Annotated in this window: 17 protein-coding genes; 1 reads left to right on the forward strand and 16 read right to left on the reverse strand. The window is 69.2% G+C overall.

The annotated features are described in order from the left end of the window. Positions 1-15: 15 nt before the first annotated feature. From KUG39_RS03660 to KUG39_RS03690, 7 genes are read right to left on the reverse strand one after another with little or no spacing between them, the layout of a single operon-like run. Complete coding sequence (locus tag KUG39_RS03660) at positions 16-1,137, reverse strand: glycosyltransferase family protein (RefSeq protein ID WP_216913042.1); 1,122 nt, start codon at positions 1,135-1,137, stop codon at positions 16-18. Between the two features lie 15 nt (positions 1,138-1,152). After that, a complete protein-coding gene (locus KUG39_RS03665) occupies positions 1,153-2,037 on the reverse strand; it encodes a glycosyltransferase family A protein (protein WP_216913043.1) in 885 nt (294 codons plus the stop codon). Beyond that, positions 2,034-2,945 (reverse strand): glycosyltransferase family 2 protein, encoded by a 912-nt coding sequence (locus tag KUG39_RS03670; RefSeq protein WP_216913044.1) that lies wholly within the window; start codon positions 2,943-2,945, stop codon positions 2,034-2,036. Before KUG39_RS03670 ends, KUG39_RS03665 begins: the two co-directional genes overlap by 4 nt. Further along, entirely contained in the window at positions 2,938-4,152 is a 1,215-nt protein-coding gene (locus KUG39_RS03675) for a glycosyltransferase family 4 protein (protein WP_216913045.1), read from the reverse strand. Before KUG39_RS03675 ends, KUG39_RS03670 begins: the two co-directional genes overlap by 8 nt. Beyond that, on the reverse strand, positions 4,149-5,699 hold the full coding sequence (locus tag KUG39_RS03680) for an asparagine synthase-related protein (RefSeq protein ID WP_216913046.1): 1,551 nt from the start codon (positions 5,697-5,699) through the stop codon (positions 4,149-4,151). The genes KUG39_RS03675 and KUG39_RS03680 overlap by 4 nt, the downstream gene beginning before the upstream one ends. After that, complete coding sequence (locus KUG39_RS03685; protein WP_190611106.1) at positions 5,696-6,625, reverse strand: glycosyltransferase family 8 protein; 930 nt, start codon at positions 6,623-6,625, stop codon at positions 5,696-5,698. Before KUG39_RS03685 ends, KUG39_RS03680 begins: the two co-directional genes overlap by 4 nt. A 49-nt stretch (positions 6,626-6,674) precedes the next feature. After that, positions 6,675-8,594, reverse strand: a complete 1,920-nt coding sequence (locus KUG39_RS03690) for an ABC transporter ATP-binding protein (RefSeq protein WP_216913047.1) — start codon at positions 8,592-8,594, stop codon at positions 6,675-6,677. A gap of 381 nt (positions 8,595-8,975) precedes the next feature. Between KUG39_RS03690 and KUG39_RS03695 the strand changes: the two genes are divergently transcribed. After that, positions 8,976-10,109, forward strand: a complete 1,134-nt coding sequence (locus KUG39_RS03695; RefSeq protein ID WP_286192923.1) for a TIGR03790 family protein — start codon at positions 8,976-8,978, stop codon at positions 10,107-10,109. Here KUG39_RS03695 and galE read toward each other — a convergent pair. From galE to KUG39_RS03740, 9 genes are all read right to left on the reverse strand, one after another. Beyond that, complete coding sequence (gene galE / locus KUG39_RS03700) at positions 10,063-11,109, reverse strand: UDP-glucose 4-epimerase GalE (RefSeq protein WP_094585499.1); 1,047 nt, start codon at positions 11,107-11,109, stop codon at positions 10,063-10,065. The two genes, KUG39_RS03695 and galE, sit on opposite strands and share 47 nt — an antisense overlap. Beyond that, the gene (locus tag KUG39_RS03705) at positions 11,106-12,074 is read right to left on the reverse strand and encodes a GDP-L-fucose synthase family protein (protein WP_216913049.1); all 969 of its coding nucleotides are present in this window, start codon (positions 12,072-12,074) and stop codon (positions 11,106-11,108) included. The genes galE and KUG39_RS03705 overlap by 4 nt, the downstream gene beginning before the upstream one ends. Positions 12,075-12,204: 130 nt before the next feature. Further along, positions 12,205-13,329, reverse strand: coding sequence for a GDP-mannose 4,6-dehydratase (gene gmd, locus KUG39_RS03710; protein WP_216913051.1), 1,125 nt, complete (start codon positions 13,327-13,329; stop codon positions 12,205-12,207). Positions 13,330-13,670: 341 nt separating this feature from the next. Beyond that, positions 13,671-14,399 (reverse strand): Bax inhibitor-1/YccA family protein, encoded by a 729-nt coding sequence (locus KUG39_RS03715; RefSeq protein ID WP_106220722.1) that lies wholly within the window; start codon positions 14,397-14,399, stop codon positions 13,671-13,673. Positions 14,400-14,503: 104 nt separating this feature from the next. Further along, positions 14,504-15,010 carry an FUSC family protein gene (locus KUG39_RS03720; protein ID WP_216913053.1) on the reverse strand — a complete coding sequence of 169 codons (507 nt, stop codon included), beginning with the start codon at positions 15,008-15,010 and terminating at the stop codon, positions 14,504-14,506. Positions 15,011-15,020: 10 nt separating this feature from the next. After that, entirely contained in the window at positions 15,021-16,037 is a 1,017-nt protein-coding gene (locus KUG39_RS03725) for a PhoH family protein (protein WP_216913077.1), read from the reverse strand. Next, a complete protein-coding gene (rpsP, locus tag KUG39_RS03730) occupies positions 16,034-16,459 on the reverse strand; it encodes a 30S ribosomal protein S16 (protein ID WP_094585505.1) in 426 nt (141 codons plus the stop codon). Before rpsP ends, KUG39_RS03725 begins: the two co-directional genes overlap by 4 nt. 46 nt (positions 16,460-16,505) lie before the next feature. Next, positions 16,506-18,002, reverse strand: coding sequence for a signal recognition particle protein (gene ffh, locus KUG39_RS03735; protein ID WP_216913055.1), 1,497 nt, complete (start codon positions 18,000-18,002; stop codon positions 16,506-16,508). After that, positions 18,002-19,987, reverse strand: coding sequence for an ARC6/PARC6 family protein (locus KUG39_RS03740; RefSeq protein ID WP_216913057.1), 1,986 nt, complete (start codon positions 19,985-19,987; stop codon positions 18,002-18,004). The genes ffh and KUG39_RS03740 overlap by 1 nt, the downstream gene beginning before the upstream one ends. Positions 19,988-20,093: the final 106 nt, after the last annotated feature.

Here is a 20,093-nt window from a genome sequence, read left to right on the forward strand (position 1 = left end):
GTGGTGGGTGCTCCCTCAGGGGCGCCCCAGGGCGCCGATCGCCTCCACCAGGGCGCGGTAGCGCTCCTGGGGGCGGATGTGGTCGCGGAAGCAGCGGGCGCAGTCCTCCCGCCGGGCGTCCAGATCGGCCCCCAGGTGGTGGGCCGCCGCCAGGAAGCCGGCGCCGTCGTCGACCATCACCCCGCAGCCGAAGTCCTCGACGAACTGGAAGCTGGGCTGGCGGCTGCAGATCACCGGCACCCCCATGGCCAGGTACATGCAGAGCCGGTTCGAGCTCACGCCCATGGCCTGGAACTGGGGCGCCGGATTGGTGTAGACGGCCAGGCCGATGTCGTAGCCCACGGCCGATCGCCAGGCCTCCTGCCAGGAGAGCCGGCCGGTCTCGATGTGGAGCCGGCCCCCCAGGCTCAGGCGCCGCAGCAGGTAGAGCGCCAGGGGGTCCACCCCCAGGGGCTGGACCACGGCGCAGAGCGCCGGATCCTCATGCAGGGCGTCGAGCAGCCAGTCGGCGCCGGCGGTGAGGTTGAAGCCCCCGGAGATGGCCAGGGTGAGGGCATCCGATGGCAGGCCCCAGCGCTGGCGAAGCTCCCGGCGCAGCACCTGATCCCGCTGTGGGGGCTGCCGGAAACAGCCGGGGTAGACCAGAACGGGCTGGGCCGGCGGCAGGCCGGCATAGTCGCGCACCAGATCCACCCGGTGGGTGTCGTTGACGATGGTGAAGCGCGCCCGCCGGTAGGCCTGCAGGCAGAGCCCTTTCCAGCGTTCCGAGCGGGGGCCCCGGTAGCTGCCGGCGCGGATCTCGTCCCCCAGGACGAAGGAGGGACGGCGGTGCAGGCGGGCCAGCACGCCCACCACGGCGATCGGATCCTCGGTGGTGCCCGAGAAGCAGGAGTAGCGGCGCCAGCGCGGCCGCCAGGCCTGGCTGAGCAGCCAGCGCATCGAATAGGCCACCGGGTGCGTGCTGACCCGTTCGCCGTAGGGGGCGGTGCTGCCGCAGGGCCCGGGGGCGAAGACATGGACGTCGTAGCCGTTCTCCAGCAGGGCGGAGATGATCGCCTCGTTGGGGGGCGAGTGCAGCAGCTCCGGCACCAGCAGGAAGTGGGCGGCGATCGGCCGTGGCGACGAGGGACCGGTCATGGAGGAAACGATGGGCTAAAGCGCCCTGGGGGTGCGGGTGGTGCTGAGGTCGGTGGGCAGCTCCAGCCTGCCGGCGCTGTAGTCCTCCAGCAGCCGGTGGGTATAGGAGCGGATGAAGTCCACCGGGAAATCCTTGCGCGAGGGGTTCGGCGCCGTTTCGGTCTTCTCCCGGGCGGCGATCCGGTCGTACCAGTTGTGGTAATGGGTGATCGTGCCGTCGAGCCCGTAGAAGTTGCCGAGCCCGTAGCGCAGGTAGGCCAGCTCGTCGCTCCAGATCGCCGGTGGGGAGGCCGGCGTGAACAGCGGCTCGCTGGCCCGGTTGGACACATAGACGTCCATGGGCACCCAGCTGAGCCGGCGCTGCTTCAGTTCCTTCGGCAGGTGGTGGGTGATGTGGGGGCCCTGGAAGTCCACCTCGTAGCGCGGCCGCGGGAACCGCCCCTTGCGCCGCCAGTGGAGGCGCCGGCAGCGGCGGAACCGCTGGGTGTGCATCAGCAGGAAGGAGCTCTCCGGCATGCCGGCACCGAAGGGGCGGGTGAGCGGTCCGCAGCCGATGTCCTGCGGTGACACCAGCGCCACCCCCTCGCTGAAACGCGAACGGCACAGCTGGAACCAGTCCGGTGCCAGCAGGATCACGTCCGCATGCAACAGCAGCGTGTACGGCGAACGGGAACGGTTCAGCAGGGCATTGAGCGCGTCCGGCTGGCTGCAGCGGCGCTGCACCACCTCGGCCCCCCGCTCTCTGGCGATCGCCACGGAGCGGTCGGTGGAGCCGTTGTCCAGCACGCAGATGTGGGTCTCCAGGCCCCGGGTGGTGCTCTGGAGCGCCTCCAGGCAGTGGGGCAGGAACAGCTCGCTGTTCCAGCTGGTGATGCCGACGAAGAGTTCGGGGGTGGTCATGGTCGGGGGAGGAGCCGCAGGCGGCGCAGCAGCCGCACCGGCAGCTGGCGCTCCAGGGCCGAGAGCCGCTCGCCGAGGGCGGACTTCTCGGCCAGCAGCCGCTGCACCAGGCGATCGAGTGAGGCGCTGGCGCCGTAGCGGGCGTAGATGGTGGCCAGTTCGGCCGGAAAACGTTCCCCCTGGCGCCGGGTCTTCACGGTGGGGTAGTAACGCATCGCCCCCAGTTTCTCCTGGGTGACGCTGCCGGAGCAGTGCTGCGAGAAGCGCCACCAGAGGTCGTAGTCCATCAGCAGGCTGAGGGACTCGTCCACCTGCCCGCCGGCCTCCTGCCAGAGGGATGCGCTCCAGAAGCAGCTCTGCTGCAGCAGGAAGCAGCCATTCTCGATCGCCAGCAGGGTCTCCTCGGATCCCTCCCGGCCCGGCACATGGCGCAGGAACTGCTGGTCGGCGCTGATGATGTCGCCGCTGCCGATCACCCAGCGGCGGCCGGGCTGGGCGGCGAAGCAGGCCAGCACGGTGTGGAAGGCACCGGGCAGGTAGAAATCGTCGGAGTTGAGCCAGGCCAGGATCGAACCGCTGGCCCGGCGGAACCCCTTGTTGATCGCGTCCGACTGGCCCCGGTCGGGCTCGCTGATCAGCACCGAGATCCAGGGGCGGTAGCGCTCCAGCACCGCCGGGGTGTCGTCGGTGCTGCCACCGTCCACGACGATGATCTCGACGTTGTCGTAGCCCTGCCAGAGGATCGAGAGCAGGGTGTCCTCGATGTAGGCCCCCTGGTTGAGGGTGGGGATGACGATGGAGAAGAGCGGCCGGTCCGGGTCGCTGCGGAACCGATCGGGCACGGAAATCTCCGCGTCTGCGGACCAGCCGTAGAGGGGACGGGTTTCGGGCAGGGGCACCTCAGCCATGGTGGGGTCCGGCCGCGACGGCCCGTTCCATGCAGGCCAGCAGACGGGGCGCCACGTCGTCGATGCCGGACTCCCGCCACACCCTGGCCCGGCTGCGCTCCCCCAGGCGGCGCCGGCTGTCCGGGTCGTTGCTGAGCCGGTGCAGGGCGGCGGCGAAGGCCGCCAGGTCGAGGTAGGGGACGGCCAGCCCGCAGCCGTCGGCCACGAAGTCGACGATGCCGCCCCCGCCCTCGAAGCAGATGGTCGGCACGGCCGAGGCGGCGGCCTCAAGGGCCACCAGGGGATAGGGGTCCTCCCGCGACAGCAGGCCATGGACGGCGAAGCGGCCGATGACGCCGATGGCCGAGGGCCTCGGTGGCAGCAGCAGGACCCGGTGCTCGAGTCCCAGCAGCTGCAGATCCCGCCGGGCCATCAGCACTTGCTCCTGCCCTGGCGAGGCCCCGAGCCAGACGGCCAGGAAGGGCTGGCCGGCGAAGACCCGCTCACATTCCTTGACCAGCAGGGGGAAGAGGTCGAAACCCTTGCGGGTGATCGCCTGGCCCGCGAAGCCGAACACGAAGGTGCCCGCCGCCAGGGCGGCGTCCAGGGGCTCCAGTGCGGGCTCCCCGCCGGGCTCCGCCTGCAGCGGCTCCGGCCCGGGCTGGCCCTGCCCGGGGGCGGAGAAGGGCAGGAATCCCGGAATCACGGTGCAGCGCCGCAGGGGCAGGCCGTGGTGGGTGTGCAGGGATTGCCTCACCCCTTCGGCGCAGGCCACCACGACGCTGGACATGGACAGCTGGCGGGCCACGGCCTCCGGGCTGCTCATGGTGGCCAGGGTGGTTTCCAGTTCATGGACATGGCTGAGGCAGGCCGGGCGGGCCGGATCGGCGGCCAGGCCCCGGAGGTGCTGGCCCAGCACCAGGGTGTTCAGGTAGATCAGCTCGGGCCGGTACCGCTGCACCGCCGCCTCCAGCAGCTCGGCGGGACTGCTGGCCCTTCCCCGCCCCAGCCGGGCGGCAACGCGCTCGCGCAGGGGCTGGAACAGCGGCCGGCTCCAGGCCTCGGTGGGCGCCAGGGCTTCGAAATCGGGGCGCAGGGGGCCATCGCTGAGCAGCACCACCGCCGGTTCGATGCCGCGCTTCTGCGCCATCAGCCAGCGCAGCAGCCAGAGCAGCAGCAGCGGGGCACCACTGCGGGTGGCCATGTGGGAGACGAACAGCACCCTCATGGGGCGATCACCTGCTTCCAGACGATCAGGGTGAGCAGGAAGGCCAGGGTCCTGGTCCGGTCGGTGCCGCTGCGGTGGGCCTCCAGGATCCGCCCGATCAGCTCGGGATCGACCAGATCGTCGATCCGGCCGGCGTGTTCGAGCAGGAACGCATGCATCCGCGGGTCGCGGTACCAGTCGGCGCTGAGGTCGTAGCTCACGTAGCGGGCCCGCCGCATCGGCGGCGTCCAGTAGAGGGGAGGGGCCTTGGGCAGCATGCGGCGCCGGTCGAAGCCGTTCTCCTCCGGAAACGTCAGCAGCTCGGGGCAGTTGCGGGCGATGGCATGGCGGTGCCAGTTGGAGCCCAGCTTCCAGCCATCGGGGAGGTTCCAGATCGCCTCGATCCAGCGGCGGTCGTGGAACGGGGAGCGCCAGGCACTGGAGGCCCGGTACATGCGGATGCCGTTGGCGTAGAAGTTGGGCACCCGCTGCTCGAAGTAGTAGCGGGTCAGGCCTTCCAGGAACCCACCGCGGCATAAGCCCGCCAGGCGGGCGGCCCGCCTGTCGCGACCCTCGGCCACCAGCTCGGCGGCCAGCGGCGGCGCCAGGTGCTGCAGCTCCTCGGCGGAGAAACTGGGGTGCCGGTTCAGTTTCATCCTCCAGAACCGGCCGAGGGCGACGTCGGGGGCCAGGGAGGCGAAGCGGCCCAGCCAGCCGCGGTCGAAGTAGTAGGAACGGGCGAATTCCCCCAGGGTGCCGACGAAGAACGTGGCCTCGGCGGGGATCTCGGCCTTGAGGGGATAGAGGAAGGTGTGCCAGTGCCAGGCGGTCTTGGTGCCGTTGGTGACGCTGGAGATGGTGGGCGCGTGGGCGAAGACGTCGTCGAGCTCCAGGCTGATCAGCCGGTGGGGCAGATCGAAGCGCTGGGCCATGCGGCGGGCCACCTGGACGTCGGTCGCCTCCTCCCGCCCCATCGTGATCAGATGGGGACGCAGGCCCTGGCGCAGCATCGACGCCAGGATCACCCGCGAATCGAACCCGCCCGAAAGCGACAGATAGGGGTTGTCTCCCGCCAGCCGCAGGACCGAGGCGTTGAGTGCGTCGACGGCGTCATCGGGGTCGGCGGGGGCCGGCGGGATGTGGTCGAGAACCGCGACGGAGCGGAGGGAGACCCTGCCATCGGTGAAGTGGAGGATGCTGCCGGGGGGCACCCGGCGGATCGCCGGGTGGAGGGTCTGGTTGTCGGTCAGGTTCTCCAGCTGGCAGAGATCGCCGAGGGCCTGCCAGTTCCAGCTCCAGGCCAGGCCACTGCGGCGCAGGATCTCGGCGACCCGGTCGCCATGGAAGAGGCGGCCGTCGTGCTCGAGGACGTAGTAATGCGTGGCCCCCACCGGCGAGGTGACCACGGTCACGTCCCCGGCGTCGGTCTCGATCACCAGCGCGTACTCCCCCTGGGTCTCGGCCAGGGCGCGGCTTCCCTGGCGCAGGAAGCGACCCAGCAGATCCGCCTCGGTGCTGTCGGCGTAGCCGATGCAGGTGAGCCGGTGGTCACCGATCTGGATGGTCATCGGTTGCGCGGGACCAGCCTGCCGAGCATCGCCTTGCCGGCCCGCCTGACCCGGGAGCGCAGGCTTCGGAACCCCTCCCCCGGGGAGGGGTTGGGGATGCCCTCCAGGGGCAGGTGGCCCCAGGGGGTCTGCTGGCGGATCTCCAGGTAGCGCTGGCGCCAGGGGTGGGTGCAGCGATGGTGCCAGGGCTTGGCCACGCCCGAGCCCGCGAAGTGGATCACGGCGGGGTTCGCCCGGGCCAGTTCCGCCTGCCGGCCCAGGGGGGTGTCGGCAGCGGTGTACTCCGGATGCATCCAGAGGTGGGGCAGGGCATTGAAGCGCCAGTCGAGGGGACGCCAGCGGGCCTCGAGCAGGGAATTGAGCACGTCCTGGTCCCAGTGCTTGATCCGCTCGGGATGGGTGCGGGCGAACTCCAGTCCGTTGGCCAGGATGTTTTCCCGGCGCCAGCGGCCCAGATCGATGAGCATCGCTCCGGCATTGAAGACGAGGGAGCCTTCCGCCAGGCCGAGGCGGTTGCGGTCGAAGTCCTGGTTGTGCTCCTCCACCGCACCGATGCTGTTCCCCTCGAGGGGCGACTCCCAGAGGTCCCGCAGCGCGTCGACCACGATCAGGTCGGAATCCAGGTAGAGGACCTTCTCCACCGCATGGGGAAGGGCCGCCGGCAGCAGCAGCCGGAAATAGGTGGCCAGGCTGATGTGGCCGAAGACGGGAAAACCCGCGAGCATCTGCTCATCCAGCTGCAGAAAGGAGACCGAAGGAAGGAACTCACCGAGATAGGCCGCCAGCCGTGCCCGTTCCCCGGCATCGATGACACCGTGGAGGATATAGACACTGAGGCTTTCTGTTGGATTGGAGAGCTGCAGGGACTTCAGCATCACGGCGCAGTGCCGGATGTAGTTGTTGTCGATCGTGCAGGCAATGATCATGAGAACGTTTCGGGCTCCTGCAAGGTCGGCTCAGTGAGTGGGAAAGCCATCAGACGGGTGCTGCCGACAGGGACGTTTGCTGGGGGTGTTTGGATTGGTCACTCCAGAGTCTGGCGTAAACACCCTCCTGGGCCAGCAGCTCATGGTGGCGGCCCCGTTCCACGATTCTTCCTTCGGAGAGCACACAGATCACGTCGGCATTGACGATCGTACTGAGACGGTGGGCGATCACCAGAACGGTGTGCTGGCGCTCGAACTGTTCGATCGCCTGTTGCACCAGACGTTCGCTCTGGCTGTCGAGGGCACTGGTGGCCTCATCGAGGATCAGCAGTTCAGGTCGGCGCAGAATCGCCCTGGCCAGGGAGATTCTCTGGCGTTGGCCGCCGCTGAGCCGGTAGCCCCGTTCTCCGATCTTGGTGTCGTAGCCCTCGGGAAGGTCGCTGATGAAGCGGGACGCCTGGGCCTTGGCGGCCGCCGCCATGATGTCGTCCATGGAGGCGTTGTCGACGCCGAAGCCGATGTTGCTGGCGATGCTGGCGTTGAACAGGAAGGTGTCCTGGCTGACGACCCCCAGCCGCTGCTGCCAGCTGGCCAGATTGATCGTCCGGATATCGACGCCGTCGACGAGGATCCGGCCGCCGGTGGGTTCGTACAGACCCACCAGCAGATCGGCGATGGAGCTCTTGCCGGCGCCGCTGGAGCCGACCAGGGCGACTGTCTGGCCGCGGCCGATCGTCAGCTGGATGGAGGAGAGGGCCTCCGGCAGATTCGGGCTATAGCGCAAGGAAACGTCGTCCAGCTGAATCCGATCGCGGAGTGCCGTAAAGGGCACGCCGCCGTTGCGGATGAATTCCTTGTCGTCATCGCGCAGGATCTCGTTCAGACGCTCCACATTGGCACTGTTGGCCGCATAGCCCGTGGCCAGGCCTGTGAGAGTGCCGACCCTCTGGTTGAGTCTCTGGAGGGCGATGATGAAGGTCACCAGGCTCGGCAGGACGCCGCTGCTGCGATCCTTGAACACCATCAGACTGAGTGCCGCGATGATGGCGATCGAGATGATCGGCAGCATGTTGGAAATCGGCTGAACGACGTTCGAAAGCTTGCTCTGCCGGATGGACAGACGTTTGCTTTCGCCGAGCAGTGCCTTCAGTTTCTGCCTGGAACTTTCCAGCTGACCCGTGCTGTGCAGCAGCCGCAGACCCTGGATCTGCTCGTTCTGATGGCTGGACAGTTCGACGCCCACCTTTTGCTGCTCGCGTGAATTCCTGCGAATCCGGGGCAGCAGCACTTTCTGGATGGCCTGCATGACGCTGGCCATGGCGAAGGCCACCAGCAGAAGCCATGGGGAGATGGCCACCAGGATGGCCAGGTAGATGATCAGCTGCAGGCTGTTCATCAACAGCCCGTTGGCCAGGTTGATCTCCTTCTGAACGGTGCTGCCGCCGGAGCCGACATAATTCAGCAGGTCGCCCACCCGGTACCGGCTGGCACAGCCGAAGGTCAGGGAGAGGACCCGATCGTTCAGTTTGGCGGTGATTTCGGTGCCCATCCGGGCCCCCATCACGGCGGTGCTGACGCTGTTGATGTAACTGGTCGCGGCCATCAGGCCCTGCAGGGCCACGGCGGTGGCCAGGAGCAGGATGAAGATGCCGTCGCGACCGGAGCGGCTGCTGAGGGTGCTGTTCAGCCAGTCCTGCAGCCAGGGAAGCTGGTTCAGGTATCCGAGGACGGAAATCTTGCTCCAGTCACTGTTCTCGGGAGCACTGATCAGGCTGACCGAAAGAAAGATGATCCCGAGGGTGGCGCCCTCACTGAGGCTGGCGACCAGGCTGGTGGAGAAGTTGAGCGCCAGAAGCTTCCAGTATTTCTTCGCCGAATGCCGGATCAGACGTGCTGCGGGTCTCTGGTCGGTCAGGGGGGCTAGCAGGGGGCTGGGGAGTCGTCTGGCGATGCGATGGAGAAGCGGCATCAACGGTGAGGCGGAAAGGGAGCTGGAATCGGCGGCTGGGGAATCGGGGCTGTGGCGGGGTGCCGATTCCGGTCGGGGAGTCGCCTCCGGGTCACACGAGGGGAGCTCAGATCTGAGGCTTGCATCAGCCCGGCGGACCAGGGGATCGGGATGGCAACGATCTGGGACGCCGGTGACCTCAAATCTAGGCCGCTACCGGAGTCCTGCACGACGTTGGGCTGGTCCTACGATTGGACTCGCCGCAGGGCAGGACGTCGTCTGGATCGCCGTCCGACAGCCCTTGAACTCGTGTCACCCACTCCCTTCGCCCCTCCTTCCCAGGACTGATCCGGCTGCGCAGCCGCCACTGCCGGCCCAGCCCCCAGCCTCACCGCTTCCGCCATGGCCCCTCCTCCGCCACGTGCGTGGCGTCGCCGCCTGGCCGTGGGGGTGGCGCTGCTGCTGCCCCTGGCCCTGGCGGCCAGTGGCAGCCCCTGGAGCGGGAAACGCTCCCTCGGCGCCGGGCCTCCCTCCCGCGGTCCCCTCGACCACCGGCACCTGGCGATCATCATCAACGCCGCCGATCCCCTCAGCGAGACCATCGGGCGGCAGTACCAGGCGGCCCGGCTGATCCCCCCGGACCAGGTGATCCGGGTGCGCTTCCCGCCCGGGGAGGCCTCGCTCAGCCCTGGGCTGTTCCGCCGCATCAAGGCCAGCGTCGACCGGCAGACCCCGGCCCATGTCCAGGTCTATGCCCTGGCCTGGACGGCCCCGTACCGGGTCGGCTGCCAGTCGATCACCAGCGCCTTCAGCTTCGGCCTCGATGCGCGCTTCTGCGCCAGCGGCTGCCGCACCACCGCCCTGAGCCCCCTGTTCGCCCGCGGTGACGTGCGTCGCCCCTGGGATCAGCTGCGGGTGCGGCCCAGCATGATGCTGGCGGCCACCAGCGCCGCGGCGGCCAGGCGCCTGATCCAGCAGGGCGTGGCCTCGGACGGGACCGCACCGCCGGGGACGGCCTACCTGCTGAGCACCAGTGATGCCAGGCGCAACCGACGGGCCGCCGGCTACGACCGGGTCATGGCGGCCATCGGCTCCCGCCTGCGGGTGCGGATCATCGAGAGCGACACCCTGGTGGGCGCCCAGGACGTGATGGCCTACGTCACCGGGCTGGCCTTCCCCGTGGGCCTGCGCACCAACCGCTTCCGGCCCGGAGCCGTCGCCGACCATCTCACCTCCTTCGGGGGGCAGCTGACCGACAGCCCGCAGATGAGTGCGCTCCGCTGGCTCGAGGCCGGCGCCACCGGCAGTTACGGCACCGTGGTGGAACCATGCAGTTTCCCGGCCAAGTTTCCCGACCCCGGCCTGCTGCTCGCCTACTACCTCCGTGGCGACACCCTGATCGAGAGCTACTGGCGCAGTGTGGCCATGCCCGGTCAGGGGGTGTTCATCGGCGAACCCCTGGCCAGGCCCTGGCCGGTGGACGGTGGCCTCAGCCCTGGTGACGCCGCTGGTGCCAGGCCCAGGCGTGCTCGATGATCGTTTCCAGCTCCGGGAAGCGGGGTCGCCAGCCGAGTTCCTGGTGGGCCCGGGTGGCCCCGGCCACCAGCTGGGGAGGGTCACCGTCGCGGCGCTTGGCCACATGGGCCAGCAGGCCGCGGCCGGTGACGGCCTTGGCGGTCTCGATCACCTGCTGGACCGAGTAGCCGGTGCCGTTGCCGAGGTTGTAGATCAGCGGTCGGCGCTCGCTCTCCTCCCGTTCCCGCAGCCGCAGCAGCCGCTCCAGGCCCAGGACGTGGGCGTCGGCCAGGTCGGCCACGTGGATGTAATCGCGGATGCAGGTGCCGTCCGGGGTGGGGTAGTCGTCGCCGAAGATCTGCAGGTAGGGCTCCCGGCCGCTCATGGTGTCGAGCACCCTGGGGATCAGGTGGGTCTCCGGGTTGTGGTCCTCCCCCAGATCGCCGTCGGGGTCGGCGCCGGCGGCATTGAAGTAGCGGAAGATCACGCTGGGCAGGCCGTAGGCCGCCGCGAAGTCGGTGAGCAGCTGCTCCACCATCCATTTGCTGCGGCCGTAGGGATTGATCGGGGCCTGGGGGTGGTCCTCGGTGATCGGCACCTGCTGGGGGATGCCGTAGGTGGCGCAGGTGGAGGAGAACACGATCGGCAGCGGCCGCTCGGTGGCCACCAGGGCCTCGAGCAGGGTGAGGGTGTCGCCCAGGTTGTTGCGGTAGTACTTGGCGGGATCGGTCACCGATTCGCCCACATAGGCGTAGGCGGCGAAGTGCAGCACCGCCTCGATCGGCTTGCCCTCCAGGGCGGTGCCGTCCAGGGCGGGATGGCGGCCGCGCAGCAGGGGTTCGAGCACCTCACGGTCGCCCACCTGGCCCAGCACCAGCGGCACCTTCAGGGTCTTTTCGACGATGTCGGCATGGCCGTAGACCAGGTTGTCGAGCACCACGGGCTGGTGCCCCGCCCTGGTCAGGGCCCGGACGGCATGGCTGCCGATGTAGCCGGCGCCCCCGGTGACGAGGATCCTCACAGCCGCACCTCGGCGCCGCTGGCCCGCTCGCTGACGAACTCCGCCACGGTGCGGCGCAGTCCGTCCGGCAGGGGGATCGTCGCCCGCCAGCCCAGGGCGGCCAGGCGGCCCACATCCAGGAGCTTGCGGGGGGTGCCGTCCGGCTTGGAGGTGTCCCAGGCGATCCGTCCGCGGAACCCGACCGCCTCGGCCACCATGGTGGCCAGCTCCTTGATGCTCACGTCCGTTCCCGTTCCCACGTTGATGTGCTGGAGCTCTTCGGCGCCCGGTTGCCAGTGGCGCAGGCAGAACAGGGCCGCATCCGCCAGATCATCGACGTGGAGGAACTCCCGCCTCGGGCTGCCGCTGCCCCAGCAGACCACCTCCTCGGCGCCGGTCTCGCGGGCCTCCTGGAAGCGGCGGATCAGGCCGGGCAGCACATGGCTGTTGGTGGGGTGGTAGTTGTCGCCCGGGCCATAGAGATTGGTGGGCATCAGGCTGATGGCATCGAAGCCGTGCTGCTGCCGCAGGGCGCGACACAGCTGGATGCCGGTGATCTTGGCGATGGCGTACCACTCGTTGGTGGGCTCCAGGGGCCCGCCGAGCAGGGCCTCCTCCCGGATCGGCTGCTCGGCCAGCTTGGGGTAGATGCAGCTGCTGCCCAGGAACAGCAGGCGCCGGGTGCCCTGCCGCCAGGCGCTCTCGATCACGTTCTGCTGGATCTTGAGGTTGTCGAGCAGGAAGTCGGCCGGATAGGTGGCGTTGGCGAGGATGCCCCCCACCCGGGCCGCCGCCAGCACCACCACGTCGGGCCGCTGGTCAGCGAACCAGGCCGCCACAGCGGGGCTGTCCATGAGGTCGAGGTCCGAGCGGCCGACGCGGAGCAGGTGGCGGTGGCCTTCCGCCTCCAGGCGCCGGGCGATGGCCGAGCCGGCCATGCCGCGATGGCCGGCGATGAAGATCCGATCGTTCGTTGAGATCAGCATGGGGAAATCGTCAGGCCCCCGCGCTGCCGGGCGGGGTTGCGGACCGCGGGAGGGGGCGTCGTTCCAGCGAAGGTCCGCTTCGACGAGAACGGGTCATGGCCCTGACCATAGCGGCGTTTCGCGGGCCGATTCACGGGGCGGCCGTCACTCCGACCTGGGGGGGATTCTCCATCGAGCCGACGACGGTGAACCCTTCCCGCCGCAGGGTGGCCTCCTTGGCGGCCTCCTCCTTGTCGGTGGCCACCATCTCCGCCACCAGTTCCTCCAAGGTGGTGGTGGGGGTCCAGCCCAGCCGCTCCCGGGCCCGGGTGGGATCCCCCAGCAGGGTCTCCACCTCCGCCGGCCGGAAGTAGCGCCGGTCGATGCGTACCACCGTGGCGCCGGTGTCGCGCCGGGCGCCCGTCTCCTCGACGCCGCTGCCGCTCCAGACGATGCCGCCCCAGCCGAGTTCCTCGGCGGTGAGCTCGATGAAACGGCGCACCGACTCCTGTCGCCCCGTGGCGATGACGAAGTCCTCGGGTTTCTCCTGCTGCAGCATCCGCCACTGCATCTCCACGTAATCCCGGGCGTGACCCCAGTCCCGCAGGGAGTCGAGGTTGCCCATGAACAGGCCCTGATCCAGACCGGCATCGATGCGGGCCAGACCCCGGGTGATCTTGCGGGTGACGAAGGTCTCTCCCCGCCGGGGGCTTTCGTGGTTGAACAGGATGCCGTTGCAGGCGTACATGCCGTAGGCCTCCCGGTAGTTGACCGTGATCCAGTAGGCGTAGAGCTTGGCCACGCCGTAGGGACTGCGGGGATAGAAGGGGGTGGTTTCCTTCTGGGGAATCTCCTGCACCAGCCCATAGAGTTCGCTGGTGCTGGCCTGGTAGATGCGGGTCTTGTCGGTCAGCCCAAGGATGCGGACGGCCTCCAGAATCCGCAGGGTGCCTAGGGCATCGGAGTTGGCCGTGTATTCGGGACTTTCGAAGCTCACCGCCACGTGGCTCTGGGCTCCGAGGTTGTAGATCTCGTCCGGCTGGATCTGTTGAACGATCCTGATCAGATTGGTGGAGTCCGTCAGATCGCCGTAGTGCAGAACCAGGCGGGGATTCTGTTCGTGGGGATCCTGGTAGAGGTGGTCGATCCTGTCGGTGTTGAAGCTGCTGGCCCTCCGTTTGATCCCATGCACCACATACCCTTTCTCCAGGAGCAACTCCGCCAGGTAGGAACCGTCCTGGCCGGTGATCCCGGTGATCAGAGCCGTTTTGGTCATGGGGTTTCCGTTGTGTTCAGAAGGTGATGGGGCCACGCCTGCCGAGGCGGCGTGCAGGTTGCCCCTGGTGCTGGGCCATGCCTGGCGGGTCGGGCAGGAGTCGGTGGGAGCTTAGCCGGGCCGTCGGGGGGCGTCCGCCGATGGTCGCCACAGAGGCGCCTGGAGATGGGCGGTGATGGCGGTCGTGACGGTGGCTGTGAAGGTGGCCGTGACGGTGGTGGGGCGGGAGATCGTGCTGACCGGCGCCGATGGATCGCGACAAAAAAAGAAGGACCCATCCGGAACGGACAGGCCCATGGGGAAGGCTTGGATGACGAGAACGATCAATGCCTGGGACGGCCTCAGTCGCGGCGGCCGCCACCCTGCAGGGCGATGATCAGGCGCAGGATGAAGATGAACAGGTTGATGTAGGTGAGGTACATGCCCAGGGCGCCGGCCAGATACTGGTCGTCGCTGTAGGTGCGGGGCATGGTGTAGAAGTCGACGAAGGCGGCTCCCACGAACAGAACGGTGCCGAAGCCGGCGATCATCAGCTCGAAACCGTTGCCGCCGAAGCCGGGGATGAAGATCCCGCCCACCAGCTGCACCACCATGGCGATCAGCAGGCCGACGATGCCCAGGCCCACCACCCCGCTGAGGGCCTGACCGAGGTTGTCGCTCATGTTGCGGCCCACCACCGAGGCGATCACGAAGGTGATGCCGGTGGCCAGGGCCGCGGTGCCGATCGCTCCGATGCCGGCGGTGCCGATGGCCATCGCCACGATGCCGCTGAGGGTGAAGCCGGTGATCAGGCTGTAGGTGGCCAGGATCGGCAGGGCGGTGCCGTTGTTGCCCTTCATGGCGGCGTTCTGGGCCACGAAGAACAGGATGAAGTTGCCGATCAGCGACACCCAGAACAGGGGCATGAAGATCGGGTTGCCGATCATCGAGAGGCCACCGACCACACCGACGGCCGTGAGCACCATGCCGCCGCCCACATAGGGGAGGGCCTTGTTGACCACGTTGGGTCCGACCAGGGCGCTGGACTGGGCTTCGCGAATCGCTTCCTGAAAGTTGCTGCGGGCCGGCATGGCGCTGGCATTTCAAACTGAATCCATCTTGCCAGCGGCCCCAGGGTTGCGGCGGGGGCGCCGGTTCGGATCTCCCCATGCGGGCCCCCTTGTGAGGACAGGCTTCAGGCCTCGTCCACAGGTTGGCGCCGCGATCCGGGCCAGAGCCACACCGCCAGCAGCGCCACGCCCGTGCCGATGCAGGATTCCAGGAAGCGCAGCAGGGCGTTCACACCAGGACTCAGGGCCGGATCGAGGCTGCCGGTGACCATCACGACGATCACCGTGATCGCCGCCAGACGGCCGTGGCTGGGCACGTTGATGGCCGCACAGATCATCACCGTGGCGAAGATCGCCAGGGCCATGCCGAGGGGGTGAAAGGGCAGCAGCGTCAGGTACACCGCACTGGTGATGGCGCCGATCGCCGACCCCAGAATCCGCAGCGAGGCCGAGGAGGCCGCATCCTTGCGGGTGACCTGGGTCACGACGACGGCGGAGATCGCCGACCAGAGCCCGCCGATCTTGGGCAGGTAGCCGGGAAACAGGCTCGTGAACCAGAATCCCAGGGAGTAGGCCACCAGGGCGGCCACCGCGATCTGGGCCGGGATGCGCAGACTTTCGGCGCTCTTCATGGTTCCGAGTTCATGGTTCCGATCGGGCAGGGGGGGCGTCCGTCCGCTTCCTGGCTGGGGGGTGGCCCGGGCGGGCATCGCGGCGGGCGTAGGCCTGCACCAGCCGCTGCACCAGCGGATGGCGCACCACATCGGCGTCGGAGAAGCGGCAGATCGCCACCCCTTCGACCCCGGCCAGCACCTGCTCCGCCTCCACCAGGCCGCTCAGCTGGCCCGTGGGCAGGTCGATCTGGGTGGTGTCACCGGTCACGACCATGCGGGAGTTCTCCCCCAGCCGGGTGAGCACCATGCGCATCTGGGCGCAGGTGGTGTTCTGGGCCTCATCGAGGATCACGAAGGCATCGGCCAGGGTGCGTCCCCGCATGAAGGCCAGGGGGGCCACCTCGATCACGCCCTTCTCCAGGAGCTGGCTGGTGCGCTCCTGACCCAGGAGCCCGTGGAGGGCGTCGTAGAGGGGACGCAGATAGGGATCCACCTTCTGCTGCAGGTCGCCGGGCAGGAAGCCCAGCCGTTCGCCCGCCTCCACCGCCGGCCGGGTCAGCACCAGCCGCTCCACCTTGCGCTCCTGCAGCATCCGCACGGCCAGGATCGTGGCCAGGAAGGTCTTGCCGGTGCCGGCGGGCCCGATCGCCAGGGTCAGGTCGTGGCGTTCAATCGCCTCGACATAGCTGTTCTGCCGCAGGGTGCGGGGACGCAGGGGGCGTCCGGTGACGCTCGTGGCCAGCACCTGGAGCCCCATGCTGCGGTGCTGGTCGGAGCGCCCCGTGTCCAGGGCCGTCAGGGCCGCCTGGATGTCCACCGGTCCGATGGGTTCGCCCCGTTGCCACAGCGGCTCAAGGAGCTGGACCAGGGCCTGCAGCCGCTCCACCTGGGAGCTGCGGCCCCGGATCTGAAGATCGAGGCCCCTCAGGACGATCTGGGCACCCGTGAGGGCTTCAAGCCGACGCAGCGAAGCACCGTCCGTGCCGGCCAGGGCGATGGCGGCGGCGCTGTCGGGCAGGGCGAACGTGGAGGAGAGCTCGCTCAGGCCTCGGCGGCGGCAGGTTCGGCGGCGGCGGCAGCAGCCGCTTCTGCGGCGGCGGCGGCCTCAGCGGCCTGCTTGGCGGCCTCGGCTTCCTTGGCGGCGGCCGCTTCCTTGACCGCAGCAGCGGCGGCCTCTTCACGTGCCGCAGCCTGCTTGAGCTTGCCGACGGTCTCGGCGGGGCGGGTGGTCTTCTCGATCAGACCGCCCTTCTCGAGCAGGCTGCGCACGGTGTCGGTGGGCTGGGCTCCCTGGCCCAGGCGGACGCGGATGGCCTCGGCGTCGAGGCGGGTTTCCTTGGTGCGGGGGTTGTAGAAGCCCAGTTCCTCGAGCGGACGGCCGTCGCGGCGGGAGGTGCTGTTGGTGGCCACCAGACGGAAACTCGCTTCCCGTTTCTTGCCGAACCGCTTCAGCCGGAGCTTGATCATCTGGAAAAGGGTGCTCGAAATGCAGCCCCAAATCCTACAGGCCGGCTCAGAGCTGGCCGAATCCCTTGCGCTTCTTGGCCGGCTTGGGGGGTTTGCGGGGCTGGCCGCCGCCGCGGCCACCGGGGCCGCCCATCCCCGGCATGCCACCCATTCCCGGCATTCCGCCCATGCCGGGCATGCCGCCCATCCCCGGCATGCCGCCACCCATGCCGGGAAAGCCGCCCATGCCCGGCATCCCGGGCATCCCGCCCCGGGTCATCTGCTGCATGAAGCCGCGCATCTTCTGGAAGTCAGCGAGCACCTTGTCCACATCCGCCGGGGTGTGGCCGCTGCCGGCGGCGATGCGGCGGCGGCGGGAGGGCTGGGCGGCCAGAAGTTCGGGCTGGCGGCGTTCGGCCTCGGTCATCGAGCCGATCATGGCCTCGATGCGCTTGAGCTGGCTCTCCCCCTGCCGGAGCATGCCGTCGTCGATCTTGTTCATCCCCGGGATCAGCTTCATCAGCCCGCCCAGGGAGCCCATGCGCTTGATCAGGCGCATCTGCTGCACGAAATCAGAGAAGTCGAAGCTGGCTTCCTGCAGCTTGCGCTGCATCTTCTCCACGTCGGCCAGCTCCACCTCCTTGGTGGCCTTCTCCACCAGGGTGAGCACATCGCCCATGCCCAGGATCCGGCTGGCCATCCGTTCGGGGTGGAACGGCTGCAGGGCCTCCACCTTCTCGCCGGTGCCGATGAACTTGATCGGGGCGCCGCTGACCTTGCGGATCGAGAGGGCGGCCCCGCCGCGGGAATCGCCGTCCAGCTTGGTGAGCACGGCGCCGGTGATGCCCACCTGCTCGTGGAAGGCCCTGGTCAGATCGGCCGCCTCCTGGCCGATCATCGAATCCACCACCAGCAGCACCTCATCCGGGGCCGAAGCCTCCCGGATCCGGACCATCTCCTCCATCATCGAGGTGTCGATCTGGAGGCGGCCGGCGGTGTCCACCAGAACGGTGTCGAAGCCTTCCTCCCGCCCTTTGGCCACGCCGGCGGCGGCGATCGCCTCCGGGGTGGCGTCGCTGCCCAGGCTGAACACCTCCACACCGATCTGGCGGCCCAGGGTCTGGAGCTGGTCGATGGCGGCCGGCCGGTAGACGTCGGCGGCCACCAGCAGCGCGCGCCGCCCCTGCTCCTTGAGGTGCAGGCCCAGCTTGGCGGTGGCGGTGGTTTTGCCGGCGCCCTGCAGGCCGGCCATCAGGATCACGGTGGGCCCTTCCGCGGCCCGGGCCAGCGGGGCATTGGCGCCGCCCATGGTCTCGACGAGCTGGGCGTGCACCAGCTGGATGAACTGCTGGTCCGGGCTCACCCCGCGCACCACCTCGGCGCCCACCGCCTTGCGCCGCACCTCCTCGATGAACTCCTTCACCACCGGCAGGCTGACATCGGCCTCCAGCAGGGCCCGCCTCACATCGCGGAGGGCGCCATCGACGTTCGTCTCCGAGATGGCCGCCTGGCCCCGCAGTCCCTTGACCGCGTCTTCAAAGCGCTGGGAGAGTTCGTCGAACATCAGTTGAGGGATTGGGTGGCCACCAGGCGCCAGCTGTCGCCGTCGCGTCCGAATACATAACCATTGCGCAGCTCCATGGGCGCCGTGGTCTCCACCACCGTCCCCTTGTCATCGAGGCGCCGGTCGCTGTAGCGGAGCCGGGCGACGGCGACGATGCGCCGGGGCCCGCTTTCCGAAAGGGTCAGGTCGGTGATCCGCACGTCCAGCCGCTGGGTCTGGCCCTTGGCGGCATCACTGCGGCGCTCGCTGGCGAGCCGCTCCACCGGCCCTTCCCGGGCGATGCGATCCAGGCCCTGGGGCATGGGCTCACCGGCCAGCACATCGCCCTTGACCGTCAGCCAGTTCTCCAGCAGCCGGCGGACCTGGGCCGCATCCGGACGGGGGCTGGTGAGGGGCGTGAGGCTCTGGCTGATCGCCGGCCCGGGGGTGGCTGCCGGGGCGGCTGGGGGCTTGGCGGCTGGAGGCTTGGCGGGGGGAGCCGGCAGTGGAGCCGGCGGCGGGGGCGGTGGCGGCGCGCTCTGGCGCTGCCGCAGCACCCAGGCGCCGGCCAGCAGCAGCAGCAGGGCGGCGCCGCCCGCCAGCAGCCAGGGCCGGGGGGGCACGGGCCAGCGCAGGGGCACCTCGTCATCCAGTTCCCCGTCGTCGTCGGCATCCGGTTCTGCGCCCGGTGCAGAAAGGGGGGCGAAGGCCTCCGGGGCCGAGGCGGGGGGAGCGAAGGATGCGGAGGCCGGAAAGTCAGGGGTGTCGAAGGTGGGGAAGGGGGGAGGGGCCGCAGCGGCCGGCGCCGCCGGCGCCGAGAGGTAGGCACGGCCCCGGCGCTGGTCCTCCCGCTCCACGTAGGCCACCACGTCCCGGTCGCTGAAGTAGGCCACCAGGTCCGGTTCCGCTTCCAGGTCCCGGTAGCCGGGCAGCACGTCCCGCACCAGCCAGTCGCTGCAGTAGGCGCAGAGCTGGCCGAGGGGATCGTCACTCTTGGCGGCCGCCCAGGCCTTGAGGTCCTCGCTGGCGCCGCTGTCGAAGCAGGCCCTCGCCGTGTCGGCCTCCCCCAGCAGCAGGTGCAGGTTGGCGAGCAGCGGCTCGACGCCCTCCCGTCCGCTGCGCTGCAGGCGGTTTCTGGCATCGGCGATGCGTTCGGGTTTGCGCTGGGCGAAACCGGAGGCGGTGAGGGCGATGGTGGCCAGGAAATCGGCCGCCTCGGATCCGCTGGCCGCCCAGCGGCTGAACAGATCCACCTGTTCCTGGACGGTGAGGAAGGAGCGGATCTGGTGGAAGAAGGTCTGGAAGTCCTGGCGGGGGAAGTGGGGATCGCCATCCCCTTCGAGGCCCCCGCGCCGCTGCACCAGCTGCTCCAGCAGCGCCAGTCCCTCGCGCCGCTCGGTGCCGGCGGCCAGATCCCGGCTGAGCAGATCGAGGACGCGATAGGGGGTGAGCCGATCCAGTCGGGCGTTCATGGTTTCCCTGAGCTCGGGTTGCCTGCCGAGACGTTGCAGCAGCTGCAGGCCCTGCCGCAGGGTGCGGGCGGCGGCTTCGAAGCGCCGCTGCTCCTCCAGCTCCTTGGCGGCCTCGAGGCAGGACAGTCCCGCCAGGAGGGTCAGATCGGTTTCGCGGCCGCTGCCCAGGGTGGGGGCCTGGGGCAGCTGCAGGCAGCGGCTGGCCAGCTCGAAGGCGTCCAGGGGCTGGCCCCCCTCCATCAGCAGCAGCAGACCCCCCACCTGGCGGGTGGTGGCGATCTCGAGGGCGGGCTGCAGGGAGCCGGCGGTGTCGGCCAGCCCCGTCAGTTCCGCTTCGTAGGCGGCGCGCCGGTCGTGGTCACAGAGCAGGTCGGCGCTGGCGCGGAGCAGGTCGGCCCGCGCCTGCAGGGTTTCTTGGGTGAAGCCCCCGTGGGGCACCCGGTCCAGCCGCGACTGGAGGGTGCGCAGGACCCCCTGGGCGTCGGCGGACGGAGAGACGCCCAGCAACCGGAAGTGATCGATCGGCAGGTCCAATCCGATGAGGCCGCTGGGGCGCGACTGTAGTCAGAGGCAGTGGTTTTGACTGTCATCAGGGAACGGACCCCGTACAGTCGTGGCCACGAATCGCATCGCCTTCCTG

The organism is Synechococcus sp. CCAP 1479/10 (assembly GCF_019038515.1).
Taxonomy (GTDB): Bacteria; Cyanobacteriota; Cyanobacteriia; order PCC-6307; family Cyanobiaceae; genus Cyanobium.

Excerpts from the sequence above, each read along its gene's own strand:
- KUG39_RS03660 (WP_216913042.1), bottom strand. The coding sequence starts at position 1,137 with ATGACCGGTCCCTCGTCGCCACGGCCGATCGCCGCCCACTTCCTGCTG.
- KUG39_RS03665 (WP_216913043.1), bottom strand. The coding sequence starts at position 2,037 with ATGACCACCCCCGAACTCTTCGTCGGCATCACCAGCTGGAACAGCGAG.
- KUG39_RS03670 (WP_216913044.1), bottom strand. The coding sequence starts at position 2,945 with ATGGCTGAGGTGCCCCTGCCCGAAACCCGTCCCCTCTACGGCTGGTCC.
- KUG39_RS03675 (WP_216913045.1), bottom strand. The coding sequence starts at position 4,152 with ATGAGGGTGCTGTTCGTCTCCCACATGGCCACCCGCAGTGGTGCCCCG.
- KUG39_RS03680 (WP_216913046.1), bottom strand. The coding sequence starts at position 5,699 with ATGACCATCCAGATCGGTGACCACCGGCTCACCTGCATCGGCTACGCC.
- KUG39_RS03685 (WP_190611106.1), bottom strand. The coding sequence starts at position 6,625 with ATGATCATTGCCTGCACGATCGACAACAACTACATCCGGCACTGCGCC.
- KUG39_RS03690 (WP_216913047.1), bottom strand. The coding sequence starts at position 8,594 with ATGCCGCTTCTCCATCGCATCGCCAGACGACTCCCCAGCCCCCTGCTA.
- KUG39_RS03695 (WP_286192923.1), top strand. The coding sequence starts at position 8,976 with ATGGCCCCTCCTCCGCCACGTGCGTGGCGTCGCCGCCTGGCCGTGGGG.
- KUG39_RS03705 (WP_216913049.1), bottom strand. The coding sequence starts at position 12,074 with ATGCTGATCTCAACGAACGATCGGATCTTCATCGCCGGCCATCGCGGC.
- gmd (WP_216913051.1), bottom strand. The coding sequence starts at position 13,329 with ATGACCAAAACGGCTCTGATCACCGGGATCACCGGCCAGGACGGTTCC.
- KUG39_RS03715 (WP_106220722.1), bottom strand. The coding sequence starts at position 14,399 with ATGCCGGCCCGCAGCAACTTTCAGGAAGCGATTCGCGAAGCCCAGTCC.
- KUG39_RS03720 (WP_216913053.1), bottom strand. The coding sequence starts at position 15,010 with ATGAAGAGCGCCGAAAGTCTGCGCATCCCGGCCCAGATCGCGGTGGCC.
- rpsP (WP_094585505.1), bottom strand. The coding sequence starts at position 16,459 with ATGATCAAGCTCCGGCTGAAGCGGTTCGGCAAGAAACGGGAAGCGAGT.
- ffh (WP_216913055.1), bottom strand. The coding sequence starts at position 18,002 with ATGTTCGACGAACTCTCCCAGCGCTTTGAAGACGCGGTCAAGGGACTG.